The 21,465-nt window shown below is 36.7% G+C and carries 22 protein-coding genes and 2 pseudogenes; 9 read left to right on the top strand and 15 right to left on the bottom strand.

The genetic code is table 11. The features are described from left to right. Positions 1-19: 19 nt before the first annotated feature. Positions 20-409: a 5-carboxymethyl-2-hydroxymuconate Delta-isomerase gene (locus QNH43_RS09265; protein WP_283918326.1), complete on the bottom strand. Its 390-nt coding sequence runs from the start codon at positions 407-409 to the stop codon at positions 20-22. A gap of 13 nt (positions 410-422) precedes the next feature. Next, a pseudogene (locus QNH43_RS09260) lies at positions 423-842 on the bottom strand (fumarylacetoacetate hydrolase family protein); the annotation flags it as partial. 26 nt (positions 843-868) lie between these two features. Here QNH43_RS09260 and QNH43_RS09255 point away from each other — a divergent pair. Together QNH43_RS09255 and QNH43_RS09250 are read left to right on the top strand one after the other, a co-directional pair. Next, complete coding sequence (locus tag QNH43_RS09255; protein WP_283917575.1) at positions 869-1,498, top strand: LysR family transcriptional regulator substrate-binding protein; 630 nt, start codon at positions 869-871, stop codon at positions 1,496-1,498. A 759-nt stretch (positions 1,499-2,257) separates the two neighbouring features. Next, complete coding sequence (locus tag QNH43_RS09250; RefSeq protein WP_283917574.1) at positions 2,258-2,710, top strand: hypothetical protein; 453 nt, start codon at positions 2,258-2,260, stop codon at positions 2,708-2,710. A gap of 464 nt (positions 2,711-3,174) precedes the next feature. Here the strand turns inward: QNH43_RS09250 and QNH43_RS09245 are convergent, their stop codons facing one another. From QNH43_RS09245 to QNH43_RS09220, 6 genes are all read right to left on the bottom strand, one after another. Continuing rightward, positions 3,175-3,489 carry an MTH1187 family thiamine-binding protein gene (locus tag QNH43_RS09245; RefSeq protein ID WP_283917573.1) on the bottom strand — a complete coding sequence of 105 codons (315 nt, stop codon included), beginning with the start codon at positions 3,487-3,489 and terminating at the stop codon, positions 3,175-3,177. A 364-nt stretch (positions 3,490-3,853) separates the two neighbouring features. Next, positions 3,854-5,023, bottom strand: coding sequence for an MFS transporter (locus QNH43_RS09240; RefSeq protein WP_283917572.1), 1,170 nt, complete (start codon positions 5,021-5,023; stop codon positions 3,854-3,856). A gap of 599 nt (positions 5,024-5,622) precedes the next feature. After that, positions 5,623-6,000: an FAS1-like dehydratase domain-containing protein gene (locus tag QNH43_RS09235; RefSeq protein WP_283917571.1), complete on the bottom strand. Its 378-nt coding sequence runs from the start codon at positions 5,998-6,000 to the stop codon at positions 5,623-5,625. Positions 6,001-6,177: 177 nt separating this feature from the next. Next, entirely contained in the window at positions 6,178-6,954 is a 777-nt protein-coding gene (locus QNH43_RS09230) for an AraC family transcriptional regulator (RefSeq protein ID WP_283917570.1), read from the bottom strand. A gap of 16 nt (positions 6,955-6,970) precedes the next feature. After that, entirely contained in the window at positions 6,971-7,546 is a 576-nt protein-coding gene (locus QNH43_RS09225) for a LysE family translocator (RefSeq protein WP_283917569.1), read from the bottom strand. A 234-nt stretch (positions 7,547-7,780) separates the two neighbouring features. Continuing rightward, entirely contained in the window at positions 7,781-9,157 is a 1,377-nt protein-coding gene (locus QNH43_RS09220) for an aminotransferase-like domain-containing protein (RefSeq protein ID WP_283917568.1), read from the bottom strand. Between the two features lie 159 nt (positions 9,158-9,316). Between QNH43_RS09220 and QNH43_RS09215 the strand changes: the two genes are divergently transcribed. Both QNH43_RS09215 and QNH43_RS09210 read left to right on the top strand, forming a co-directional pair. Next, positions 9,317-10,219 carry a DMT family transporter gene (locus QNH43_RS09215; protein WP_283917567.1) on the top strand — a complete coding sequence of 301 codons (903 nt, stop codon included), beginning with the start codon at positions 9,317-9,319 and terminating at the stop codon, positions 10,217-10,219. A 42-nt stretch (positions 10,220-10,261) separates the two neighbouring features. Further along, positions 10,262-10,654, top strand: a pseudogene (locus QNH43_RS09210) (FMN-binding negative transcriptional regulator); the annotation flags it as partial. A 260-nt stretch (positions 10,655-10,914) separates the two neighbouring features. Here QNH43_RS09210 and QNH43_RS09205 read toward each other — a convergent pair. From QNH43_RS09205 to QNH43_RS09185, 5 genes are all read right to left on the bottom strand, one after another. Continuing rightward, complete coding sequence (locus tag QNH43_RS09205; RefSeq protein ID WP_283917566.1) at positions 10,915-11,130, bottom strand: hypothetical protein; 216 nt, start codon at positions 11,128-11,130, stop codon at positions 10,915-10,917. A gap of 323 nt (positions 11,131-11,453) precedes the next feature. Beyond that, a complete protein-coding gene (locus QNH43_RS09200) occupies positions 11,454-12,080 on the bottom strand; it encodes a GyrI-like domain-containing protein (RefSeq protein WP_283917565.1) in 627 nt (208 codons plus the stop codon). A 43-nt stretch (positions 12,081-12,123) separates the two neighbouring features. Next, complete coding sequence (locus tag QNH43_RS09195; RefSeq protein WP_283917564.1) at positions 12,124-13,332, bottom strand: multidrug effflux MFS transporter; 1,209 nt, start codon at positions 13,330-13,332, stop codon at positions 12,124-12,126. 297 nt (positions 13,333-13,629) lie between these two features. Next, the gene (locus QNH43_RS09190; RefSeq protein WP_283917563.1) at positions 13,630-14,583 is read right to left on the bottom strand and encodes an alpha/beta hydrolase; all 954 of its coding nucleotides are present in this window, start codon (positions 14,581-14,583) and stop codon (positions 13,630-13,632) included. Between the two features lie 175 nt (positions 14,584-14,758). Next, a complete protein-coding gene (locus QNH43_RS09185; protein WP_283917562.1) occupies positions 14,759-15,799 on the bottom strand; it encodes an NAD(P)-dependent alcohol dehydrogenase in 1,041 nt (346 codons plus the stop codon). 334 nt (positions 15,800-16,133) lie between these two features. Here QNH43_RS09185 and QNH43_RS09180 point away from each other — a divergent pair, with 334 nt between their 5' ends. The 5 genes from QNH43_RS09180 to QNH43_RS09160 all read left to right on the top strand — a co-directional run bounded on the left by QNH43_RS09180 (position 16,134) and on the right by QNH43_RS09160 (position 19,772). Next, the gene (locus tag QNH43_RS09180) at positions 16,134-16,544 is read left to right on the top strand and encodes a MerR family transcriptional regulator (protein WP_230303436.1); all 411 of its coding nucleotides are present in this window, start codon (positions 16,134-16,136) and stop codon (positions 16,542-16,544) included. A 611-nt stretch (positions 16,545-17,155) separates the two neighbouring features. Beyond that, a complete protein-coding gene (locus tag QNH43_RS09175) occupies positions 17,156-17,863 on the top strand; it encodes an SDR family NAD(P)-dependent oxidoreductase (protein ID WP_076368621.1) in 708 nt (235 codons plus the stop codon). A gap of 40 nt (positions 17,864-17,903) precedes the next feature. Beyond that, on the top strand, positions 17,904-18,032 hold the full coding sequence (locus QNH43_RS09170; protein ID WP_283917561.1) for a hypothetical protein: 129 nt from the start codon (positions 17,904-17,906) through the stop codon (positions 18,030-18,032). A 19-nt stretch (positions 18,033-18,051) separates the two neighbouring features. Beyond that, a complete protein-coding gene (locus tag QNH43_RS09165) occupies positions 18,052-18,462 on the top strand; it encodes a cupin domain-containing protein (protein ID WP_283917560.1) in 411 nt (136 codons plus the stop codon). Between the two features lie 620 nt (positions 18,463-19,082). Beyond that, positions 19,083-19,772: a DUF421 domain-containing protein gene (locus tag QNH43_RS09160; RefSeq protein ID WP_283917559.1), complete on the top strand. Its 690-nt coding sequence runs from the start codon at positions 19,083-19,085 to the stop codon at positions 19,770-19,772. 123 nt (positions 19,773-19,895) lie between these two features. Here the strand turns inward: QNH43_RS09160 and QNH43_RS09155 are convergent, their stop codons facing one another. Continuing rightward, positions 19,896-20,114 (bottom strand): hypothetical protein, encoded by a 219-nt coding sequence (locus QNH43_RS09155; RefSeq protein ID WP_283917558.1) that lies wholly within the window; start codon positions 20,112-20,114, stop codon positions 19,896-19,898. Between the two features lie 94 nt (positions 20,115-20,208). Next, positions 20,209-20,790, bottom strand: coding sequence for a cupin domain-containing protein (locus QNH43_RS09150; protein ID WP_283917557.1), 582 nt, complete (start codon positions 20,788-20,790; stop codon positions 20,209-20,211). Positions 20,791-21,465: the final 675 nt, after the last annotated feature.

Here is a 21,465-nt window from a genome sequence, read left to right as displayed (position 1 = left end):
GTAATTTTCGTATTTGCACCTAACTATTTCTGAAACGCTTATGGATATTGTTGTGCTTATAAGTGCCAGCCTCAATAAATTCAATCAGCTCCATGGACAAAGCCAGGTAACGTCGGGCAAACAGGTCGGTAAAGTGCCCCTTGATTACCTCGAATAGTTCGTCACAGACCCCTTTCTTATCCAAATCCGACCGACCCGATCCGATTTTCAAAATCGTATGAACAAATGCATCGTTTTCTGCACCGTCTGCTATTCGATAATCCTTAAGTTCAAAAGCTCTTGAACGGATCCCTCCAGTCGGAAAAATATCGCTACGGCTAATCAAAACACTATTTAATTCTTTGAGTAAATTGGGAATGTCTGCTTCTTTTCTTAAGTTATCGGTATATTCAACAATAATATGTGGCATGTTTTCATCCCTTTCACCGATCAATAACGGCTTTCTCATTTTCCTTTCCTAAAAAAATGTTATCGCCAGCAATCGTATTAACAAGCCGTCCGATTCCTTCAATTTCCGTCACAACTTCATCGCCAACAGCTGTATCAACAAGCCCTTCCGGTGTGCCGGTTAAAATAATGTCTTCTTCATTTAACGTCATAAAGCTGCTTAAATATTCAATAAGTGCTTGGATATCAAAAATCATGTCGCGAGTCGTACCTTCCTGTGCCAGCTTGCCGTTTACAAACGTACGTAGCTTCAGGTTCATTGGATCTGCAATATCCTCTTTATCGACAAGCCATGGTCCAATTGGTGTACATGTATCTCGATTTTTCACTTTCAAATTAGGGCGATAATAATTCTCCAAATAGTCACGAATGGCATAATCATTCGCGATCGTATAGCGAAACCGAGATAGAAGTAAAAGAAGTGGATGACGGACTCATAGGGTCACTATCAATCGGCACTGTAAAAACATGCTTTTCTTATATCCCTGAAAGGCTTCGATTCTTTCGTAAAGAGTATCCTCTTGTGACATTCAATATAAAGTCAGGAGATTCTTTTCTTTTAGCTCAATATCTACGGAACAGAGAAATTGATTTTGCTTTAGTACGCCTTCCTATCGATATGAGCGATTTTTCTTTTCTTCCTTTGCCCACAGATAAGTTTGTATTAGTCATGCCGAGTGAATGGGAATTGCCAAAAACAATGAAAATGAAGGATACTTTAGAGATTCCCCTTATGCTGCTGCAGCAGACAAGCGGCGCAGGATTATATGAACTAGTTGTGGATGAATATAAAAAACGCGGGTTTGAGCTCAATATTATTTGTGAGTGTCCAGATGCAGCCATACTTTTATTTCTTGTAAGGGAAGGAGTAGGAGCAACTTTACTGCCAGAATCAGCTTTGCTGTCTTATCCGCTCAACGGGTTAAAAATAATAGAAATAGAAGACTTCATCCTTGAATCAAAATCTGCTGTGGTTTGGCTGAAAGACCGTTACCTATCGAAAAGTGCTAAACGGTTTATTGAGACATTCAATCCTACCATTAACCAGTAAAGGTAAATAGACATATTGTTTTGTACAGACAAGGAAGAGACTATCATCCACTTGAAAGATATTAATATTCTTTTAAACCCAAAAAGGGCCAATTCATCAAATCTACATGTAAGACTTAATGAATTGGCCTTCTTACTAATTATTTGCAGTCTAATTCCTGACCATTACTTGCGATAACTTTTTTATACCAAGCAAACTGGCCATATTGATTCCTCTATACCCAAATATCTTTTTGTTTACTAAGGGATATTATTTATTTTCTGTTTTACTGTATACAATTAAACTGCTAACTTTAAACCGACTGCTGAAATTAGAATGACCGCAACACAGGACCGCTTATGAGTTTGAAAGCGACTACGCACTTAGCAGTGTGGCAACAAGGAAAACTTTAATAAATCTTGCTTTTTTGTTTTTCGAATCTGTCACCTCCATATATGCTTTGCTTTTTATACAAGTAAAAAAGCCCCCCGCCAGGAGCTTTGGCTTATGACAACGAGAGAAGTAGAATGGGTCTAGATTTCTTCTTGCCCTTATCATTCATTTGAGGAAACTAATTTTATCTCTGTAAATATTACTGCTATAGTTGAAATTATCATGAAAATTACAGCCCCATTCACACCCTTCTAGACATCATGATCATTCCTATTAATTCCATAACGAAAATTAAAAATGAAAAAACTTTGCCTCATATCAGATTCTTAGTACTAATCTCTTTTTCTCCTAATAAACTTAATAAACTAACTATTTAGGAGGGGTGCAATGTTTAATCAAAAAATGGATAGTGATAGTCCACTAATTTATAAAATTAATGACGTCACTTACCAAAAGTACCATCTATATAAGAAATCATATGAGCGGGAAGTATTCGTCATAAAAGATTACGGCGAAGACCGCGGTATTACCAATAAAAGTATTGCATTATTCGAAGCAGTTAAAGATCATTTTGATCGTTTTAAAATTGCTAAAATTACTAAAGAAATGAATAAAGATAATATTTTGCTCGATAGCGATCTCATCCTTATAGACAAAAAAGGAAATGAGCTACACCTATCTGGTTGTAGTTGCGGGTATGCTGGGACTGGTTCACATGGGACAGTTGAAATTTTGAATAAGGCTGGATTCGAGATAGATAGAAGGTTTGTGTATTGTTCAAAAGGATTCACTCTTTTTCATCCAAATGAAGAAAAAGAGCTTTATGGCGAACGTTTATAAATTATCTAGACAACTGTTTATATCTTTTTTGGCGCCCTATTTATATCAATACCTAATCTCCTATGCAAGATATAATATGGAAATGTATGAAATGCGGCCAGTTAGTTAGCTCCCTTTCATTAAATAATGATAAAAAAGCCTTGGGAACTGAGGAATCAGTAATACCAAGGCTTTAAAGCTATTAATACATTGACTTTAATTGAAAATCATCAACGAAACTCGGGATATATCCCAGAAGAACAGCGATATCTCGACGAAATTCAAGATATATCTCCGAAAAACACAATATATCGACGCGATTCAGGATATATCTCCGAAAACAGCAATATATTGACGAAAATCGAGGTGTTTGTATAATTGCTCACTACACTGAGAAAGTATCCGCATGAAGTCTCTTAAGGATTCCTCTGGTTCCAAACAGCTATGAACTATTATCTTGACCTTATGCCCTTTCATACAATTCACTATTCCTCAAGCATGCCATTCACTCGCTTTACTTTGTCTTCCATCCTGCGTTCTTTATCACGACGGTCATCGATTCGGATATTCGTACAAACTCTAGCAAGACCTTTTTCAAACGGCACTTCGTGCATCGCTTGGATCACTTCAAACAATTTAGGCAGCTCGCCTTCAATGATTGTATTCATGGGAGTCAGTTGAAAACGGATTTCTCCCTTATTTTCATATTGCTTTAATACTCTTTGAATATCTGCCACATAACTGCTAACACTTGGAGTTTGTGTACCGACAGGAATAACCGTTACATCAACTATTGCCATTCTTATTCACCAATCCTTTATATGTATTTCAATCAAGAAGCTTACATCATCCATCTTATATAGACGGATGTTTTTTACTATTATAACTTAAACTTCGCACCTGGGAAATTTGATATGAGCTTCGAAGCTTGAGATTCGTAAATGAAAGCACCTCTACTGGCAAGAAAATTACTGTAAAACCGGTCAAATAAAAAAGGAATCGTTGATTTTTAACACTTGTCCTGCTGACTAGGTCATTAGCTGCTTTTTTTATACATCCCTTATAGGAGTACGAGTAGAACTAGATATATTCCAGTTATAGCCGTATTGGTATTATAATTCCAGCAAACAAATCCACCTCTATTAAAATAGAGGTGGATTTGTTTTAGATCGATTTATTCATGCCATACTTTTCATTTATATAATCCTTATAGACTAAAACCGCAACAACAATAAAACTTAGACTAACAAACCTGAAGATCATCGCTAAACTGATCCATTCAGCTAAAATTCCTAATACAAATGCGCTAACTCCAACACCAACGTCAAAACTGGAAAAAAAGGTTGCGTTGGCTGCTCCTCTTTTTTCTTCACTTACCTTTTGAACAGTCCATGTTTGTAAACATGGCATAACAGTTCCATAACCTGCCCCAAATAAAATCGCCGCAATGATAAGTTGAGAATCATTTGTCATATAAGACAGGATAACAAGTGAAAAAAATCCTAACACAGCTGACATAATGATAATAGACCAAGGCCCTTTTTTGTCATACCATTTCCCTGTGAACGGACGTAGTAAAGTTGAGACAGTTGCATTGATAAGGAAGAATAGAAAAATATGATCTACTCCCTTTTGTTTTCCAAAAAGAACCAAAAATGTAATGATGGCCCCAAAACCCAGTGTTGTAATAACCGTCAGTAATGCTGGGAACCATACTTCTTTTTCATAAATCATATCCAAAAAGCGAAAGGGTTTCTTCTTACGCTTTACATTAATAGGTGAAGATACAAATTGAAGCGCAATTACTGCCAATAAGCTCAGTACTGCTGATGACCATATCAAAATATCGAAGGAAAAAGAGTCATAGATAAGAATACCTATACTCGGTGCAATGATAGCTCCGACCGTTGTGGATATAGAAAAATACCCTATTCCTTCTCCTAAGCGTTTCTTAGGAATCAAATCCACTACTATTGTACTATAAGCTGTGGTTGATACACCCCACGCAGCACCATGGAAAAGCCGTAACAATAGCAGAAGCCATATAATATTAAGAAACGGATATAGTATCGTAATGATCATTAAAGCTGCACTTGCACAAATGGCCAGACTTTTCCTCTGGTTATCAATTAAATAGTAACCTACAAAAGGCCTGATTAAAACAGCACCTATCGTAAATAATGATGTGACTAGACCTACCTGAATGGAAGATGCATTCATGCTTAACAAATAGGCAGGCAAAATAGGCAGCAACATTTCAAACCCAATAAAAACTAAAAAGTTGCTTATAAATAAAAAAAGAAATGATTTATTAAAGATTCTTTGATTTTCCATATAGCTATTCCTCGCTTCTAAATTATTTTTCTAAGTTAGAAGCGTTTGGAACACCGAAACATTTTTCAATTGTCTAAGGTTTTTAGTCAATTGACTCACCCTCTCTAAACCCCTTAAAAAATTTATCAAACAATCATATCAGAACCCCTCCTTATAAACAAGCTAATTTTTAAACAGCTTTATTTAAAATTAAATGACTTTATTGTAAATGTAGCAACTTTATTGTCAATCTACAGGAATTAACATCAAAGTTTTTATCATTGTGTATTTATTCCAATAAAAAAACATCCTCGACAGGATGCTTTAAAATTACTAAAACTCATTGAAAGCAAAGATAACAACCTAATAATCGCTATTCCTCCTTAAATAACCAATTATCTGAATAATCAAAATACTGTAACTATATCATCATTTGGATTTACACTTATGTTCACTGTTATATCTAGCGAATTTGCACACCGATAATGACAGTCGCCCCCCATTTGTCCCCTGTGTAGTTTTGCGTCTCAGTCACCCATGCTGCTACCTTCGGGGTAGGCGCTATAGAATCAGTTCAAAAACAATAATCAGAATAAAATTAAGCAGCTAAGTATACACGGTTATAATATGACTCCCGCAAAGCTTCCTCTTAATACTTGTTCCTCATTCTGGTTTGTGCATAGGAAAGTTGCCAAAATAGATATTCTACCATTATCTTTCTTTTCAAATTTTTCGATCGTTACTTCACATATTATTGTATCTCCTGTAAAAACTGGTTTAATAAACTCAAAATTCATGGTACGAGCCAGTACATTGTTTTCTCCACCAACTTTTGTTGGTAAACAAGCAGTCAACAACCCTTGAATAACAAGTCTCCCCTGTTCATCGGGAGTAATATGGTGATTCCCCTCATCCCATGATACTTTTGTGAACAATTCAACATCCTCTTTAGTGAATGTCCGTTCAAATGTAATAACATCCCCTACGTTTAAAGACAACTTTATTCCCCCTTTTATTTTTATCCAAATTTAATCGTGTAGACATACACGATTTCCGTCATTATATTTCTTGAAGTTTTTCAGTTTAGATAGCCGTGGTAACGTCTAGTGTGGAATCATTAATTTAAAATGCTGTAATTTTTGGTACCTTGTTAATTAGTCTGAATTTACCCCTCCTCATTTTAAATGTGACATATATTCAAATGCCGTTATTCCATATACGCTTTTAAAATGTTTATTTAAATGGGGTAAATCAACAAAACCACAATCAGCAACTGCTGAATAAATATCTCCGTTTTTTTCTATTAGCTGCTTTGCACGTTCTATCTTGCAGTTAAGAAAGTATTGGTATGGTGAAATTCCAGTATGCGCCTTGAATAATCTGATAAACTGGAATTTAGATAAATTAAGCTCTTTACATATCTCGTCAAGTTTAAGTACATTGTCTAAATTGGTATGAAACATATCCTTTGCTTTTCTAATTGAAGCGTTATCTTTCTTAAAGTCTGTAGAAAGATTAGTTTGAATAAGGCTATCTGCGAGGGATAAGAGTAATTCACTGCACAAAGCCTCATCTTTTTCACTTAAAATAGCATTAGAAAGATTTAATATTCTTTTTTCAATTCTATAATCATATACAATGGGAGTTGAAAATCGAACTAAATCCTTTTTCTCAATAACCTCTAAAAGCAATTGTGGCTCAATATATAGCATAACATAATCTAGACCTGCCTTATCATGTGCCATTCCGTCATGTGCCTGTTCTGGATTAAAAAGCATAACACCATTTTGATATGACAATTGTAAACTTCCATCCAAGTTATAATGTTGAATACCACGCAATGTTACACCTATCGCATATTCCTTGTGAGAGTGCTTTTTATACGTAAAATCAGTAATACTGGCTGACAACGCCGTAATACCTGCAGATTTTTTATAGATAAATTTGTCCAATCCATTCACCCCTTATCTATAACCAAATCATTATAGCAGAATAAGCTAAAGATAATGCCATCACGGCATTAACAAACTTTTCATGCTTCTGTAAAAATTCCTTGAAGAACGTACCGAAAAGAACCCATGTAATAAATGCTAAAAATCCAACTATGGTTATAGAAACAACACTTATTGTCACTGCAGGCATTGCGGTATAGTGTGGCATAATGAAGCTGGGAATTACAGTCATTGTAAATAGAACCACCTTAGGATTTAAAAACTGCATAAGGAAGCCTGATATAAAAGTGGCAGTTTGGTTTACAGTTGGTTTTGATGTATCCATTTTGTAAATTTGATAAGCGAGGTAGAACATATAAAAGCTTCCGATTATCTGCATAACGATCAAAATTTTGGGTATTATCGTTACTAGCATAGTATTTAGCATTGCGGAAATAACAAGTAATAATCCAAAAGCAATAGTTGCTCCATACGTATATTCCATCGCCTTCTTTGTCCCCATATTATGCACTGTGGATAATATCACGATATTAGTAGGCCCTGGTGTAAAAGTTACAATAAAACAGTAAATTAAAAAAGATGTAATATTCATGAGGAAAACTCCTTTCAAGTAACCCATATATTACATCTTAAAATCAATTGGTATATAGTATATTATTGCAGGATCATTAGAGTAACTTCATAGAAAACATACTGAATATTTCAATCATTCTACAGGCTTTACCCCTTCATCTTGCCTTATATGAAATGGGAGCACATAAAGGTTCATTATCATTATGAACTCAAAAAGAACAGTGCTAAATTTCTAAGGGAAAACTCACCAATACTATATGAGTAAAAAGTTATTTGGCGTATTATGTTTTTTTCTACTGTCAAGTAAAGCAATACACTGAGCCAATCGCTCTACCCCTAGTTTAATTTGACTCTCGTTCACTTGTGAGATGCATAATCGAACGAGATTTTCCTTTTTATATTCTGCTAAAAACATCCTTGAGGCATCATCAACATATATACGCTGCTCATTTAACATATGGACCACCTGTTTTGCTTTCACATTTTCGGGCAAACTGATGGATAGATAGAATCCGGAAGTCGGTTTTGAAAAAGAAGTATTGGCCGGCAGCAATAATTGACATGCTTCTTGAAGAATTTGCATTTTAGTCCTATATACCTCTTTAACTTTTTTCAGATGGCTATTAAACATACCGCTTTTTAAATAGATTTCTAGCGCGCCTTGAGAAAGTGCTGAACTAGTAAAATCCGAACTGAATTTATATCGTATGAAATTGTTAATCATTAAAGCAGGAAGAACGACAGTACCAACCCTTAACCCTGGGAGAAAAATTTTTGAAAGGCTTTTAATATAGATCACTCTCCCAGAGGGATCAAAAGAAAATAAAGGATCTGATTTTGGATTTGGATCAAGGTCTCCTAATATATCATCCTCCACAATATATACATCGTATTTTTCAGCTAACTCAACGATTTTTTTCTTTTCATTATTCGTATAACAATGTCCAAGTGGATTGTGAAATCTCGGGATAATATAGAAAAATTTTATATCATTATTTCGAAAAATGTATTCCAGACGATCAAGATCAATCCCTTCCATTGATAATTCAATTCCAAAAGTAGTAGTTTGATGCAGATTGATCGACTCAATGAATCCGAAATAAGTGGGCTGTTCAATTAGAATATTGTTTTTTCCATTTGGAAATGGCATGGACACTAATAAATTAAGGGCTTGCTGCGAGCCAGATACAACGACTAACCTTTCTGGTTTAGTGAAAACCTGTAAATTTTGCAAATATTTCACCAACTGTACTCTTAGTGAGTAAAGTCCTTGTTGATCAGAGTATGTAAAAAGCTCTTCTTTATAATGGTCAATTGCTTGATTCATACAATGTTGAAATTCCACATAGGGCATAACATTTTTATCTGGACCGGCAGACAAAAAATCAATCACCTCATTTTCTTCCGTCGCTTTTTGGTATTCATTCACAACATAGTAGCCGCTTTTAGGAACAGAATAAATTAAATGCTCTTTTTCAAGTTCTACATATGCTTTAATGACCGTATTTTTGCTACATGAAAAATACTCAGATAACTGACGAACAGAAGGCAGTTTACTGCCTGAAATTAGCGAACCATCTTCTAGTCGAAGCTTAATGTCTTCCATGATCTTTATATATTTTGAATTCATTTAATGATCCCCCTCCAACTGTACCAGGACAGATAGGTAAAAAAATGGTTTATTTTTATTGAATGTACTCATAGTATGTTAATTATATCAAAACTGTTTTTAAGATAAGTAAAAAAACGGTACAGGTGTGGTACAAAGTATAAATGGGGGTCAGAAAAGATGCAGGGAGAAACAAGAGAAAAATTCGGATTATTATTGGGATTAGTGGGGGTCATTTGTTTTAGCTTAACACTCCCTTCTACAAGTATTGCAGTAGAATATTTTGGGACGACGATCGTTGGTTTAGGAAGAACAGTCGTAGCAGCTATTTTAGTAGCCGTTGTACTGATTGTTCGAAAGGAAAAACCACCTACTCTTCGACAATTCAAACGTTTACTCATTGTTGCCTTTGGTGCAGTTTTAGGATTTCCTCTCCTCACTTCTTGGGCAATGGAATCCTTGCCTGTTTCTCATGGAGCTGTGGAATTGGCTCTGTTACCGTTAGCGACAGCCGGATTTGCTATATTTAGGGCAGGTGAAATCCCATCTCTCAAATTCTGGATTTCAAGTATGATCAGCTCTTTAGCGGTAATTATGTATGCACTTCATCTTGGATTCGGCCAATTGCAATTGGCCGATTTAGCCTTACTGGCAGCAGTGATCATTCTGGGACTTAGTTACGCAGAAGGGGGAGAATTAGCGAAAGAATTAGGTAGCTGGCAAGTGATTGCATGGGCAATTATGATCGGTGCTCCATTTTTCATTATTCCAGTTGGGCTGAATCTGACAACTGAAATGCTTCATGCCCCAATACATGCTTGGATTAGTTTTATTTATCTCGCAGTGGTTAGTCAATTTCTAGCATATGTTGCTTGGTATAGCGGAATGGCTTTGGGCGGGATAGCAAGAGTTAGTCAGGTTCAATATTTACAACCATTTTTGATGATTCTATTTGCAACTGTATTTCTAGATGAATCCATCACAATTTTCACTCTTGTAATAGCAGTGATTGTTGTCTTTTCTGTTATATTAGGCAAGAATGCTCCCGTATCAAAAAACGGAGCTGTAACAGAGAAAAGGTAACTGAATGAAAGTTAGCTTATAGAAGACTAAAAATTGTATAGATTTCATAGCCTGCATTGTTATATCTCTCCATCTTGGTATGACACGGATAAAGCAGCACCAACATGGAATTAAGTGACCGTTCATTTTTACGGAGAAAGAAAGGCGAACTGCAAGAGGATGAACATGAGTTAATAAGCGTCCTACATGATTTGGTATCGAAGTACGAAGCTCCTGACAGCGGTTTGCAAGATGTAGATGCTGAGTTTCTCGCTGGAATGAACAAAGTAGTCCAAGGATGCAAAATAAAAATCAACAAAATAGAAGGGAAAGCTAAGTTAAAGCCAAAATCATCCATTGCAAAAACAAAAGTTAATTGTTAATCAACTGGAACAAATTTCAAATGCGAATGAGCAACAGATTTCATTAATAATGAAATCAAATCTAAAAAAATAACATGAATGGTACTGCACTAACGGGAGTGTTGATCACATAAGGATTAACGCTCTTTTCCTTTTTGCACATTAGGAATCTTCTAGCTTAAATTTCATATTGTAAAATACTTATTTGTAAAAGCATTCATATTCATTGGTCTTCCAGATCTCCACTTCTTGGCTTCACTGGCTTCTTAACCGGTTTCTTTTTTTCATCATGCTTCATGGTTCATCGTTCTCCGCAATAAAAAAAGCACCCAAATTAGTGGATGCCTTCTCCTTTTATTCATCAATTTTGACTTCTTTCAATAGATCATTTCTATACGAAATTGCATCTCGTTCAAAAACCTTTTTAAACCTATCTTCGTATTCTTCGCGGGTTATTAGTCCTTTTTCACCCAGTAATTCTACTATAGCTCTAACCCTTACTCTACTCGACACTACTTCGTTTGTCATATTGGATAATAAAATACCGATTTTCTCATAATCATCATTCATTTTTTCATCCCCTTTGTTTAACTAATTTGACAAAAGGGACAAATTCCCTGCAAAGAAAAGCACCCCAAGTAATAGATGTATTTCAAAAGGTAAAATATATAATAATGGTGGGCTGTTTAGTTCCTCTTTTACACCCTCATTTAACTATGAGCCATATTATCATAGCACCCGAACACAATCACAGCCGATTATGGAAAACTTTATAGGTTCACTTCATTTTTTATGGTCTCTTACACCCTATTGATGCCTGTAACTTTAAGTACACTACTTAACATCTTTCCTACATTAAATAATGAATTCATGTTAGGAGCTAAGAGATTATGCTATTCTATTGGCTTAACCTTATATCTCAAAACGGTTTTTAATTTTGCAGGTTCAACTTTTCTAAAATCTGAAAGATATATTTCTCTATGTTGTAATGCGGTTCTTTCAAGATTATTATTTTTTATGAATTCATTCATTAATTTAAAACTTTGAGGTTCATCATCATAAGGACCTACATGAAGCATTTGGACTGATAAACCATCTTGAAAGGTACCGAACTTTACATCATTTAGAAATGGATGTGGTTTCTTTTTTTCTACATTTTCAAATGCTCTCTCTACTATTTCTTTTGTTATGAAATCTGGTTGTCTAATCATGATAGTATATAATAATTCATCTTTATTCAATGTATCTAATTTCTTTCCCTCTTCTGTTAAATCCCAAATTCCTTCTAATGGATATACAGTATATTCAAAATATCCATCTGGAGTGTATCCTTGCTTCGGCATCATTCTGACCGCATAAGCCAATGAATAAAGAACACCTATCTTTTCAGCGAATACATGCTCATTTGGATTTCCTTTTCCCTTTATCAAAAAAAATTTCTGTTCTGGAATTGTTACTAGTTCAGGTTTTTGTTTTGGAATATATAAATTCTTTTCTTGTTTTCTCCATTCGTATTTCATTAGTTTTGTTCCCTTCTTTATACTTTTTCATGATGTTTGAAAGTTACATATATTGTGAAGCTGTTGATGACCTTCTCACCAAGATAACGTAGGAGATAACAGCCAGAATACTTGTCATAAAAATAGTTATTCCGAAGGGTACGGCGGAATTTTCTCCGGCGATACCTACTAAAGGGGAAGTAACAGCCCCTAACGCAAATTGAAGCGAGCCTAATATGGCGGCCGCACTCCCGGCAATATGCCCTTGTGATTCCATAGCCAGTGTAAATGAAACCGGTCCAATCATTCCAATAGCTGCTGCGAATAAGAAGATTGCAATGAACAAAGCAGCAAAAGGTCCGTGAACTAGCACGACAAACAAGATCACAGTGGTAGTGATGAAAGCTAACAGCAGTCCAATCCGAAAGATACGGTGTTCGTCCATCCTCCCTGCCAGTCGTTTGACAAGCTGTGATCCCAGAATAATCCCAAGCCCATTTAAGGCAAAAAGAACCGAAAACAGTTGAGGCGATTTGCCATACATATTTTGATAAATAAATGGAGTGCCGGCAACATAGGCGAATACACCAGAGAACAATATGCCATTGACAAGCGCATACCCCATAAAGCTCCGATCTCGAAGCAAGGAACCATAGTTTCTTAATACTTGCCTAAAATTGCTGGGAACACGCTGCTCAACAGGCAAGCTTTCTTTTATTCCCCATATGGATATGCCTGTTAAAAAAAGCCCTAAAAAACCTAGAAAAATAAACACACCGATCCATGAAGTGAACGTAGTCACCGCGCTTCCAGCAGTAGGGGAAATCAATGGAGCGACATTACTAATCATCGTCAACAATGCCATGAATTTGACCATTTCTACTCCACTGTAGCGATCACGAACAATCGCGCGAGAAATAACAAGCCCTGCGGAAGCAACAAATCCTTGAATGAAGCGTAAAACAATAAATATACCGATGCTTGGCGAAAATGCACATACTATAGAAATAATAAAATAGAGCAGCATCGAAATTAGCAAAGGCTTACGCCTGCCATGAACATCGCTTAAAGTACCTGCAACGAGCTGCCCCAGACCTAACCCTAACAAACTGGCAGTTAGGCTCGCTTGAATGAAAGATGCCGCTGTATTAAAATCATTCATCATTTGGGGCAGCGATGAGAGATACATATCAACGGTAAATGGCCCCAGTGCAGAAAATATTGCTAACAACAAGGCAGTTCTAAAAGAATTGTTAGAAGTCTTAAAATCCATATATACACAGCTCCTTTGGCATTCTATTTTGTTTGACACGGGGTATACTGCTAAATGAGGAAGCTGCAATAATAACAGTAATTTAACCGTTTATTGCTCATTAATATTACTTATCTTAAGAAATCCGGAACTATTTGCTAGTATGAAATTGTGCAATTACAATGTTCCAATAAGAAGATCCGTTCTCTTCTTTAACCTTGAGAAGCAATATACGTATATTAAACTGATTTTAGTGCCAGGAAAAACCAAACAGGGGCATAATCCTTCTGGTTCAATGCCCCCGTTAGTTTATGTTCATTACTTCAAATTCTCGGAAAAGAATGATTCCAACATGTCGAAAGGAATGAAATCTGTCTTGTCGTACAAATCAACATGTCCTGCATTTGGAACGATGTACAGCTCTTTTGGTTCTTCAGCTAATACGTAAGCATCCTCACTAAAGTAACGTGAGTGAGCGTGCTCGCCTATGATAAACAAAATCGGGCGCGGCGAAATCGATTTGATGTGTGTAAGCAGAGGGAAGTTCATAAATGACATGCTGCTTGTTACGGTAAATTGAGTAATGGAGTTCGGGTGATACCCACGAGGCGTAGAATAGAACTCGCCAAACTCGCGACCAATAGGGTCTGTATTTTCATCAAATCCAATAGGTGCTCCTCGCTGGGCGAGCGTTGGCTGGCCTGCCTCAAAATCCACGTAACGTTGCTCGGCAATTGCTTCCAGTATACTGTTGCGATCTTCTTCAGTAAATGAATCCTTCCAGCCGTTGGCTGCTACACGGGATATATCATACTTACTGACAGTGGCTATAGCCTTGATGCGCCTATCTACCTGCGCTGCACTGATCGCAAAACCACCGCTACCACACATACCTATTGCACCAATTTGATTCTTATCTACAAATGGACGTGTACCTAAATAATCAATGGCTGCACTGAAATCTTCTACGAATAGATCTGGAGAAGAAATATGCCGTGGCTCTCCACTACTGTATCCGTTGTACGATGGGTCAAATGTAAGAGCTACAAAACCACGCTCTGCCATGTTTTGAGCATAAATACCAGACCCCTGCTCTTTTACACCACCATAAGGCGCACCTATAATAAGACCTGCGTGTTTCTTTGTCTCATCAAAATCCTTTGGTGTGTAAAGATCTGCTGCAATTTTGATTCCAAACCTGTTTTTGTATGAAACGGATTTTCTGGTTACTTTATTACTTAACTCAAAAATATAGTTATCTGTCTGTGACACTTTTTCATCGCCTTCTTCTTCAATTTTTTTAAGAGATACCACAAACAGCTAGTAATATGGATATTAACCACATGTTAACTATAAAGTTCGGCTGATAAGGAGTATTTTTTATATAATCCACCTATAGATTGTTCTAACGCTGTCTTACAGGCAGTTTAGACCGTAATTTAGCAACTTAGATTGTACTAGTGTCAATAACAAATCGATACTTTACATCCGATGCTAAAACACGCTCATATGCTTCATCAATTTGATCAGCAGAGATTACTTCAATCTTTGGAACAATATGATGTTTTGCACAGAAATCCAACATTTCCTGAGTTTCACGTATGCCACCAATCGCGGAACCTGCAAATGAACGACGATGACCGATGAGGGATATCACGTTTAGGGATAAAGGCTCTCCAGGAGCACCGACATTCACCATAGTGCCATCAAGGGTGAGTAAGGAGAAATACGCATCAAGATCAATCTTTGCACTTACTGTGTTGATGATTAAATCAAAAGATCCTGCAAGCTTCTCAAATGTATCTCGGTCGCTAGTAGCATAGTAGTTATCTGCGCCAAACTGCAAGCCGTCCTCTTTTTTATTCAATGTTTGTGATAGAACGGTCACATCTGCACCCATAGCATGTGCAATCTTGACTGCCATATGGCCAAGACCTCCCAAGCCAACAACCGCTACTTTCTTGCCTGGACCAGCTCCCCAATGGTTTAATGGTGAGTAGGTTGTAATGCCTGCACAAAGTAATGGTGCTGCGACGTCAAGTTCAATGTTATCGGGAATTCTTACAACAAAGTCCCCGGTTACGACGATATGTGTTGAATAACCACCTTGTGTAGGCTCACCATATTTGTCGACACCAGCGTAAGTTGGAACATGTCCTTTAAGGCAGTATTGTTCTTCCCCTTTAAGGCAGTTCTCACATTTTCCACAGGAGTCAACCATACATCCGACCCCTACTCTGTCACCGACTTTATACTTTGTTACCTCAGCTCCTACATCGGTAACGATTCCCGCAATCTCGTGCCCCGGGACAAGTGGATAGTTAACGGGACCCCATTCGCCGTGCGCAGAATGGATGTCTGAGTGACATATGCCTGCAAATTTAATCTCAATTAAAACATCATGTAAATCTAGGTCACGTCTTTTAATTTCTGCTGTTCGAAACGGTTTGTCAGGACCGTCGACAGCTCTTGCTTTAGCAGTTACCATTTAAAACTCTCCAATTAAATGTATTTTTCAAGAGAATGCTTTGTGACTAAAGAAGAAATGAAAAATTAGGTTTGAAAGCTTTCATTCCCTCATTTCTAGCCCCCCTCTTTTCTCTTGCAAATCAATGTTAATCCTTATAGTTAACTCTAAGTCAAGTCATTTTTTATATTTTTTTCCCATTCGTTCAGGTGACAATTCAGCTAGCAATAGAGGGCTTTAACACATTTATGTAGTTAAAAGGTGATTTTGACACTCAGCAATACCCATGATAAAATCGCTTCACACCTTAGAGTTAACTCGAAATTTATGCTCGAGGAGAATAGGAGTGAAAACAATGAACAAATATTCAATTAGTGAAGTTGCAAAAGAATTGAACCTTACAACATATACCTTACGTTACTACGACAAGGAGGGACTTTTGCCTTTTGTAGAACGAACACCTAACGGAACACGACTATTTAAGGAATCCGACATTAACGCTTTAAAAATCATTGAATGTCTTAAATCCACCGGGATGCCTATTAAAGAAATTAAAAATTTCATCGATTGGTGTACTGATGGGGATTCCACCTTACAGCAAAGATATGACATGTTCTTAGAACGTAAAGCTGCTGTAGAAGCACAGTTGGAAGAAATGAACAAAACTATGGAACTAATAAACCTTAAATGTAACTATTATAAAACTGCCTTGGAGGCTGGAACGGAAGATATTCATAAAAACGATAAAATTGGGAATTTTAATTAACATAGAGCAACCGATCCTTCAAACCTAATTTGTAGGATCGGTTGCTCTATTTATGATATTTACTGTGCCAATAAAGCAATGCTTTTCCAAAACCACCGCATGTGCTCTACTCCCACTTCATTTAACGATACAAAGTGACCAAATCTAAAGTTAAGGCTGTTTTCGCATACTTTGTTGCTATTTACCAAGTAAAGCGGTGTGGTTGATTTCCCCTCCAGATGCTCGCTTTCCGCGGGGCGGGCGGTGAGCCTCCTCGGCGAAAACGCCTGTGGGGTCTCACCTGTCCCGCTGCTCCCGCAGGAGTCTCGCACTTGCGCTCCAATCAACCTTAAATCGTTTCGTTTTAAAAACAACAATCTTTACGAAAAGAGCCAAAGTTAACAATAAGCCAATAGAAAAATTATTTATTATTTATAAATTCCCCCCTTGAATTAGAGTCCACTCTAACCCTTATACTTAGTCATGTAACTAATAATAATTACTACGAAGCGTGATAAATGATATTTTTAAAGATTCTTCGGGGAATAGGGTTGATTCCTTCATTTTTCTAGATTGTGCAATAACCTACGCTAGCCTATGATTAGCAGGCAAAAAAGGGAGGATATTGGAAAATGTTAAAGGATACAAAAGTTGCACTTGTCACTGGCGGTAATCGAGGAATTGGATATGAGCTGGTCAAACAATTGGCTTTGGAAGGTTTTATGGTCATCTTGACAAGTCGAGATCCAATAATGGGTCATAAAATTGCCAATAAACTTAAGAAGTCTGATTTAGACGTATCTTTTCTGGTAATGGATGTAGACAATCAAGAAAGCATTCTTCAGGCCGCGATCACTGTAAATGAGCGATATGGAAGATTAGATGTATTGATTAATAATGCAGGCGTGTATTTGGATGAGGATAAAAAGTTAGTGGCTATGGACCCTTCCATTCTGGAGAAAACAATGGAAACCAATTTTTTTGGAGTTTACCATGTAATCCGTTCCTTTATTCCCATCATGGAAAAACACGGCTATGGCAGAATTATTAATGTTTCCTCAGAATATGGCGTAATGAGCCAATTGTCATATCCAGGAGTGGGAGCATATAAGTTATCTAAGCTTGCCTTAAACGGATTGACACAATTGCTTGCTGGAGAAGTCAAAGGTGATATTAAAATAAACGCTGTCGATCCAGGATGGGTAAGCTCAGAGATGGGTGGACCATCTGCCCCGACGACACCTAAGCAAGCAGCTGAGTCTTTCTTATGGTTAGCAACAATCGGATCTGAAGGACCAAACGGAAAATTTTTCAGAGGTGGAAAACTAATGGATTGGTAACAATACAGTTTAAGAAATATTAAGTGTTTAGCTGTGTTGGATGAAACCATCCGCAATTGATGCTGACCGCATTGCTGGTGCAATTGCCTTTCCTATTGAGCAACTATCTGATGTAGCCATTAAGGAAAGGATAATTTTCCTGTTCAAGATGGTTAATAATAAAAAATGAAGTTATTGGAGGTAGTAAAATGGCAAAGCATGAAGAAGTAAAAAATGGCGTTATTTTCCCGGTGGGTGAAAAAAATGAAGCATTTGCTCAATTTTTTGTCGGACAAAGTTATCTTAAGACATTAATTGCAGATCCCAAAGTAAATGTTGGTGTTGGGAACGTAACCTTTGAACCAGGTTGTAGAAATAACTGGCATATTCATCGTAATGGGTTTCAACTTTTATTAGTGACTGGTGGCGAAGGTTGGTACCAAGAAGAAGGAAAACCTGCTCAATTCTTAAAAGCCGGAGATGTTATTGTTACCCATGATGGTGTAAAACACTGGCATGGTGCTACAAAAGACAGCTGGTTTGAACACATTGCAGTTACTGCAGGTACGCCGGAATGGTTGGAACCAGTAACAGATGAGGAATATCACAGATTAAAATAATTGGCCGGATACTTCTTGGACTCTTTCACAGGGTCCTTGCCGGACATTTTACCTTTCACAGGTTGATGATGATGGCATTGGCTGTTTGCATCATATCCTTTTTTCTGTTCATGGGTATTTGTGGAATCATGCCAATTTCAAGGTTCTTCATTTTTCTAAGCATAGGTTTGAATGTTTCATTTAGTGGGGGGCAGAAACCAAGTAGGATTTATTATTATTCTATCTTTGGTCGCTACTTTAACTAAATTAATCGGGGTAGCATAAGGGGCTAAGCTAACTGGCTTCACAGGTAACTCCTCATTAATGAATGGCTCAGGCATGGTTTCTAGAGATGAAGTAGCTTTAATATTAACTGCGACTGGTCTTCAAGAGACTTTACTATTACCGGACTATTTCACATCGATTTTTATAGTTATTATTGTTACAACTTTAGTTACTCCTCCACTTCTTATGTATTTTATTGTATTAGAATCTAAGTCTTCTTCAAGAAATATATAGATAATTTTAAAATCCCCTCTCGATTGAGAAGGGGTTTTTTGTATTCGAAAGACTATTTGGTTTAAATGATCGTTTAAAGGGGAGAGAGAAAGAAAAGAAAGAAAATGAGGTGATATAATATAATGATTTATCTGGAAATAGCAATGAAGCTGATAATTGGGCTGGTTGGTCTCCTTGCAGTGACAAGACTTCTTGGAAAAAAGGAAATGTCTCAGGTAACCCCTTTTGACTTTATTTACGCTTTAGTATTAGGCGGCATTCTAGAAGAAGGTATTTACGACCAAAAAGTGTCCATTTGGCAGATTGTATTTGCAATTTGCCTTTGGGGAATTTCCATATATATCATGGAGGTTTGCGCTCTAAAAAGAGATGGCATGAAGAAACTGCTCAAAGGACGCCCTTCTTTAATCATTCGCAATGGCAAATTTGATATAAAGCAAATGGAAAAAAACCACCTGGATCTTGAACAGATTCGTACCATGCTGCGGAAACAGGGTGTGTTTACTCTCCGGGAAGTGCGTGATTTATATCTTGAGCCTGCTGGGGAAATTAGTGTAAATCTTTATACTAAGGCAGGAAGCGTCACACCAGATATTCTTGGTCTCAATCCTGATGATGAAGCCCCTTCTATATTAGTAATTGAGAAAGGCCAAATAAAAGAGGAAGAACTTCAATCCATGAAAAAATCAAAAGAGTGGCTTATGGAAGAGCTTCAGAAAAGAAATTATAAAACATTTGAGAATATCCTATATGGAGAATGGTCAGAAACAGCTGGATTCTATATACAGCCATATCCCCAAAAAAATTCTTAATATACAAATAAAAAATTTGAAGATTTTTTGTTTTTTGCAATCAAAAATTCAACTACACCCTTTAACGGAAGTTAACAATAGCCCCTACTCAAGTGAGTAAGGGCTTTTATTATTCCTCAACGATTACACTAATAATGATTTCACCAAACTGAATATACTCAAAGGAACTATCTTTCTTTTGAATACATAATTTGTGACACGATGAATATACACACAGTATCCATGCAAATCTTTTGAATTTCCCTCAACCTCACCTATTTTTTTATTTATGGCTTTATGTCCTGGCATAATCAATGCTGCTTGCCATCTCTGACACGAATTGTCCCCATCAGAAAAATCCATCCTTTACATCCATTACATACGAACGAACGTCCCCATTAAAATCAGAAAAAAATCCCTTCCAAGTTAAAGGGAAGGGATTTTTTTAAGGGTTAATCTATTGCCATATCCGATGACCTTCTTCTTCAGCCAATGCATCTGCTTTGGTAACATGAACAGTGCCAAATGGATGGTTAGGAGGAGCATATATCGAATAAAGTTTTAGCGGAATATTATCTGTATTGGTTACATTATGCCATGTACCAGCAGGTATCATTATTGCAAAATCATCATAGACGTTTTTTACGAAGTTTAAATTATCCTGTCTATTACCCATTTGAATCAACCCTTGACCTTGTTCAATACGTAAAAATTGGTCAACGTCAGGGTGAATTTCTAAACCAATATCTTCACCAACTTTAAGACTCATTAATGTAACTTGCAAGTGTTTTCCTGTCCATAAAGCCGTACGGTAGGTATTGTTTTGTTTCGTAGCGTCATTGATATTCACCACAAATGGTTTTGGTCCATAATCTTTTACCTCAATATTATTTCTTCCGTTTGATGATTGTAAATAACCCAATTGGTTAGCATTATTAACACTCCAATAATCAGGATTTCTTACATAGTTATACATTGGTACGTTAACGTAATATGGATTTTGATATTGATAGGGATGGATATAAGGAACATAATACATCTTTCTCAACCCTTCACAGTTTTTGAAATTATCATATGCACTTGTTAAGTGAATGTACTTTAAACAGAGCTATAAATAAAACGCCCCTACTCAAAGCGAGTAAGGGCTCTCGATTATGCAGCAAAAAATTCAGTAAAGGGCCTTTACCAGCTTTCCGTATCTGCAGAAATTCTACGTGCCTTCTGAAATTTTTATAAAGCCGACTCAGTACCTTTTCCAAAGATAGAATCGGATGAGGCAGGGTTAAATCCTTCCAAATAAAGTGCAGCATGGCAGACTTAGTTTTAGCTTCCCATTTAACATCCATAACATTTTTTTATAGAGCTGCTTATTAAGTACTGTTTTATGAGCTTTAATTAGCACTGATTTGGTTTTAGGGCCTTTATAAACGTCCACAACAAGACCGGCATCATAACGGCTGTTTTTTGGCTTAGCATTTGTCACCTTTGGGCTGCCCGTTCTTCCATGGAGCGATAACCTGCGCTGATTTGATCATAAATACCTTCTTTGTAGGTACGTTTAATCATTTCTAATGCTGAGCTTTCACAACTGAATTAATACCTGAACTCATGTTTTTAATTGAACGATCCAATAACGTTTGCAATGCTAACGTCATTTTCCATCGTCTCCTTTTAATTTTTTCAATTTGGGTAACAGAAAAACGCCCTAAAGCGT

Source organism: Peribacillus simplex, from assembly GCF_030123325.1.
In the GTDB taxonomy this organism is placed as follows: Bacteria; Bacillota; Bacilli; order Bacillales; family DSM-1321; genus Peribacillus; species Peribacillus simplex_D.
The sequence above is the reverse complement of the archived record's forward strand: the minus strand, read 5'-3'. Positions and strand labels throughout refer to the sequence as shown.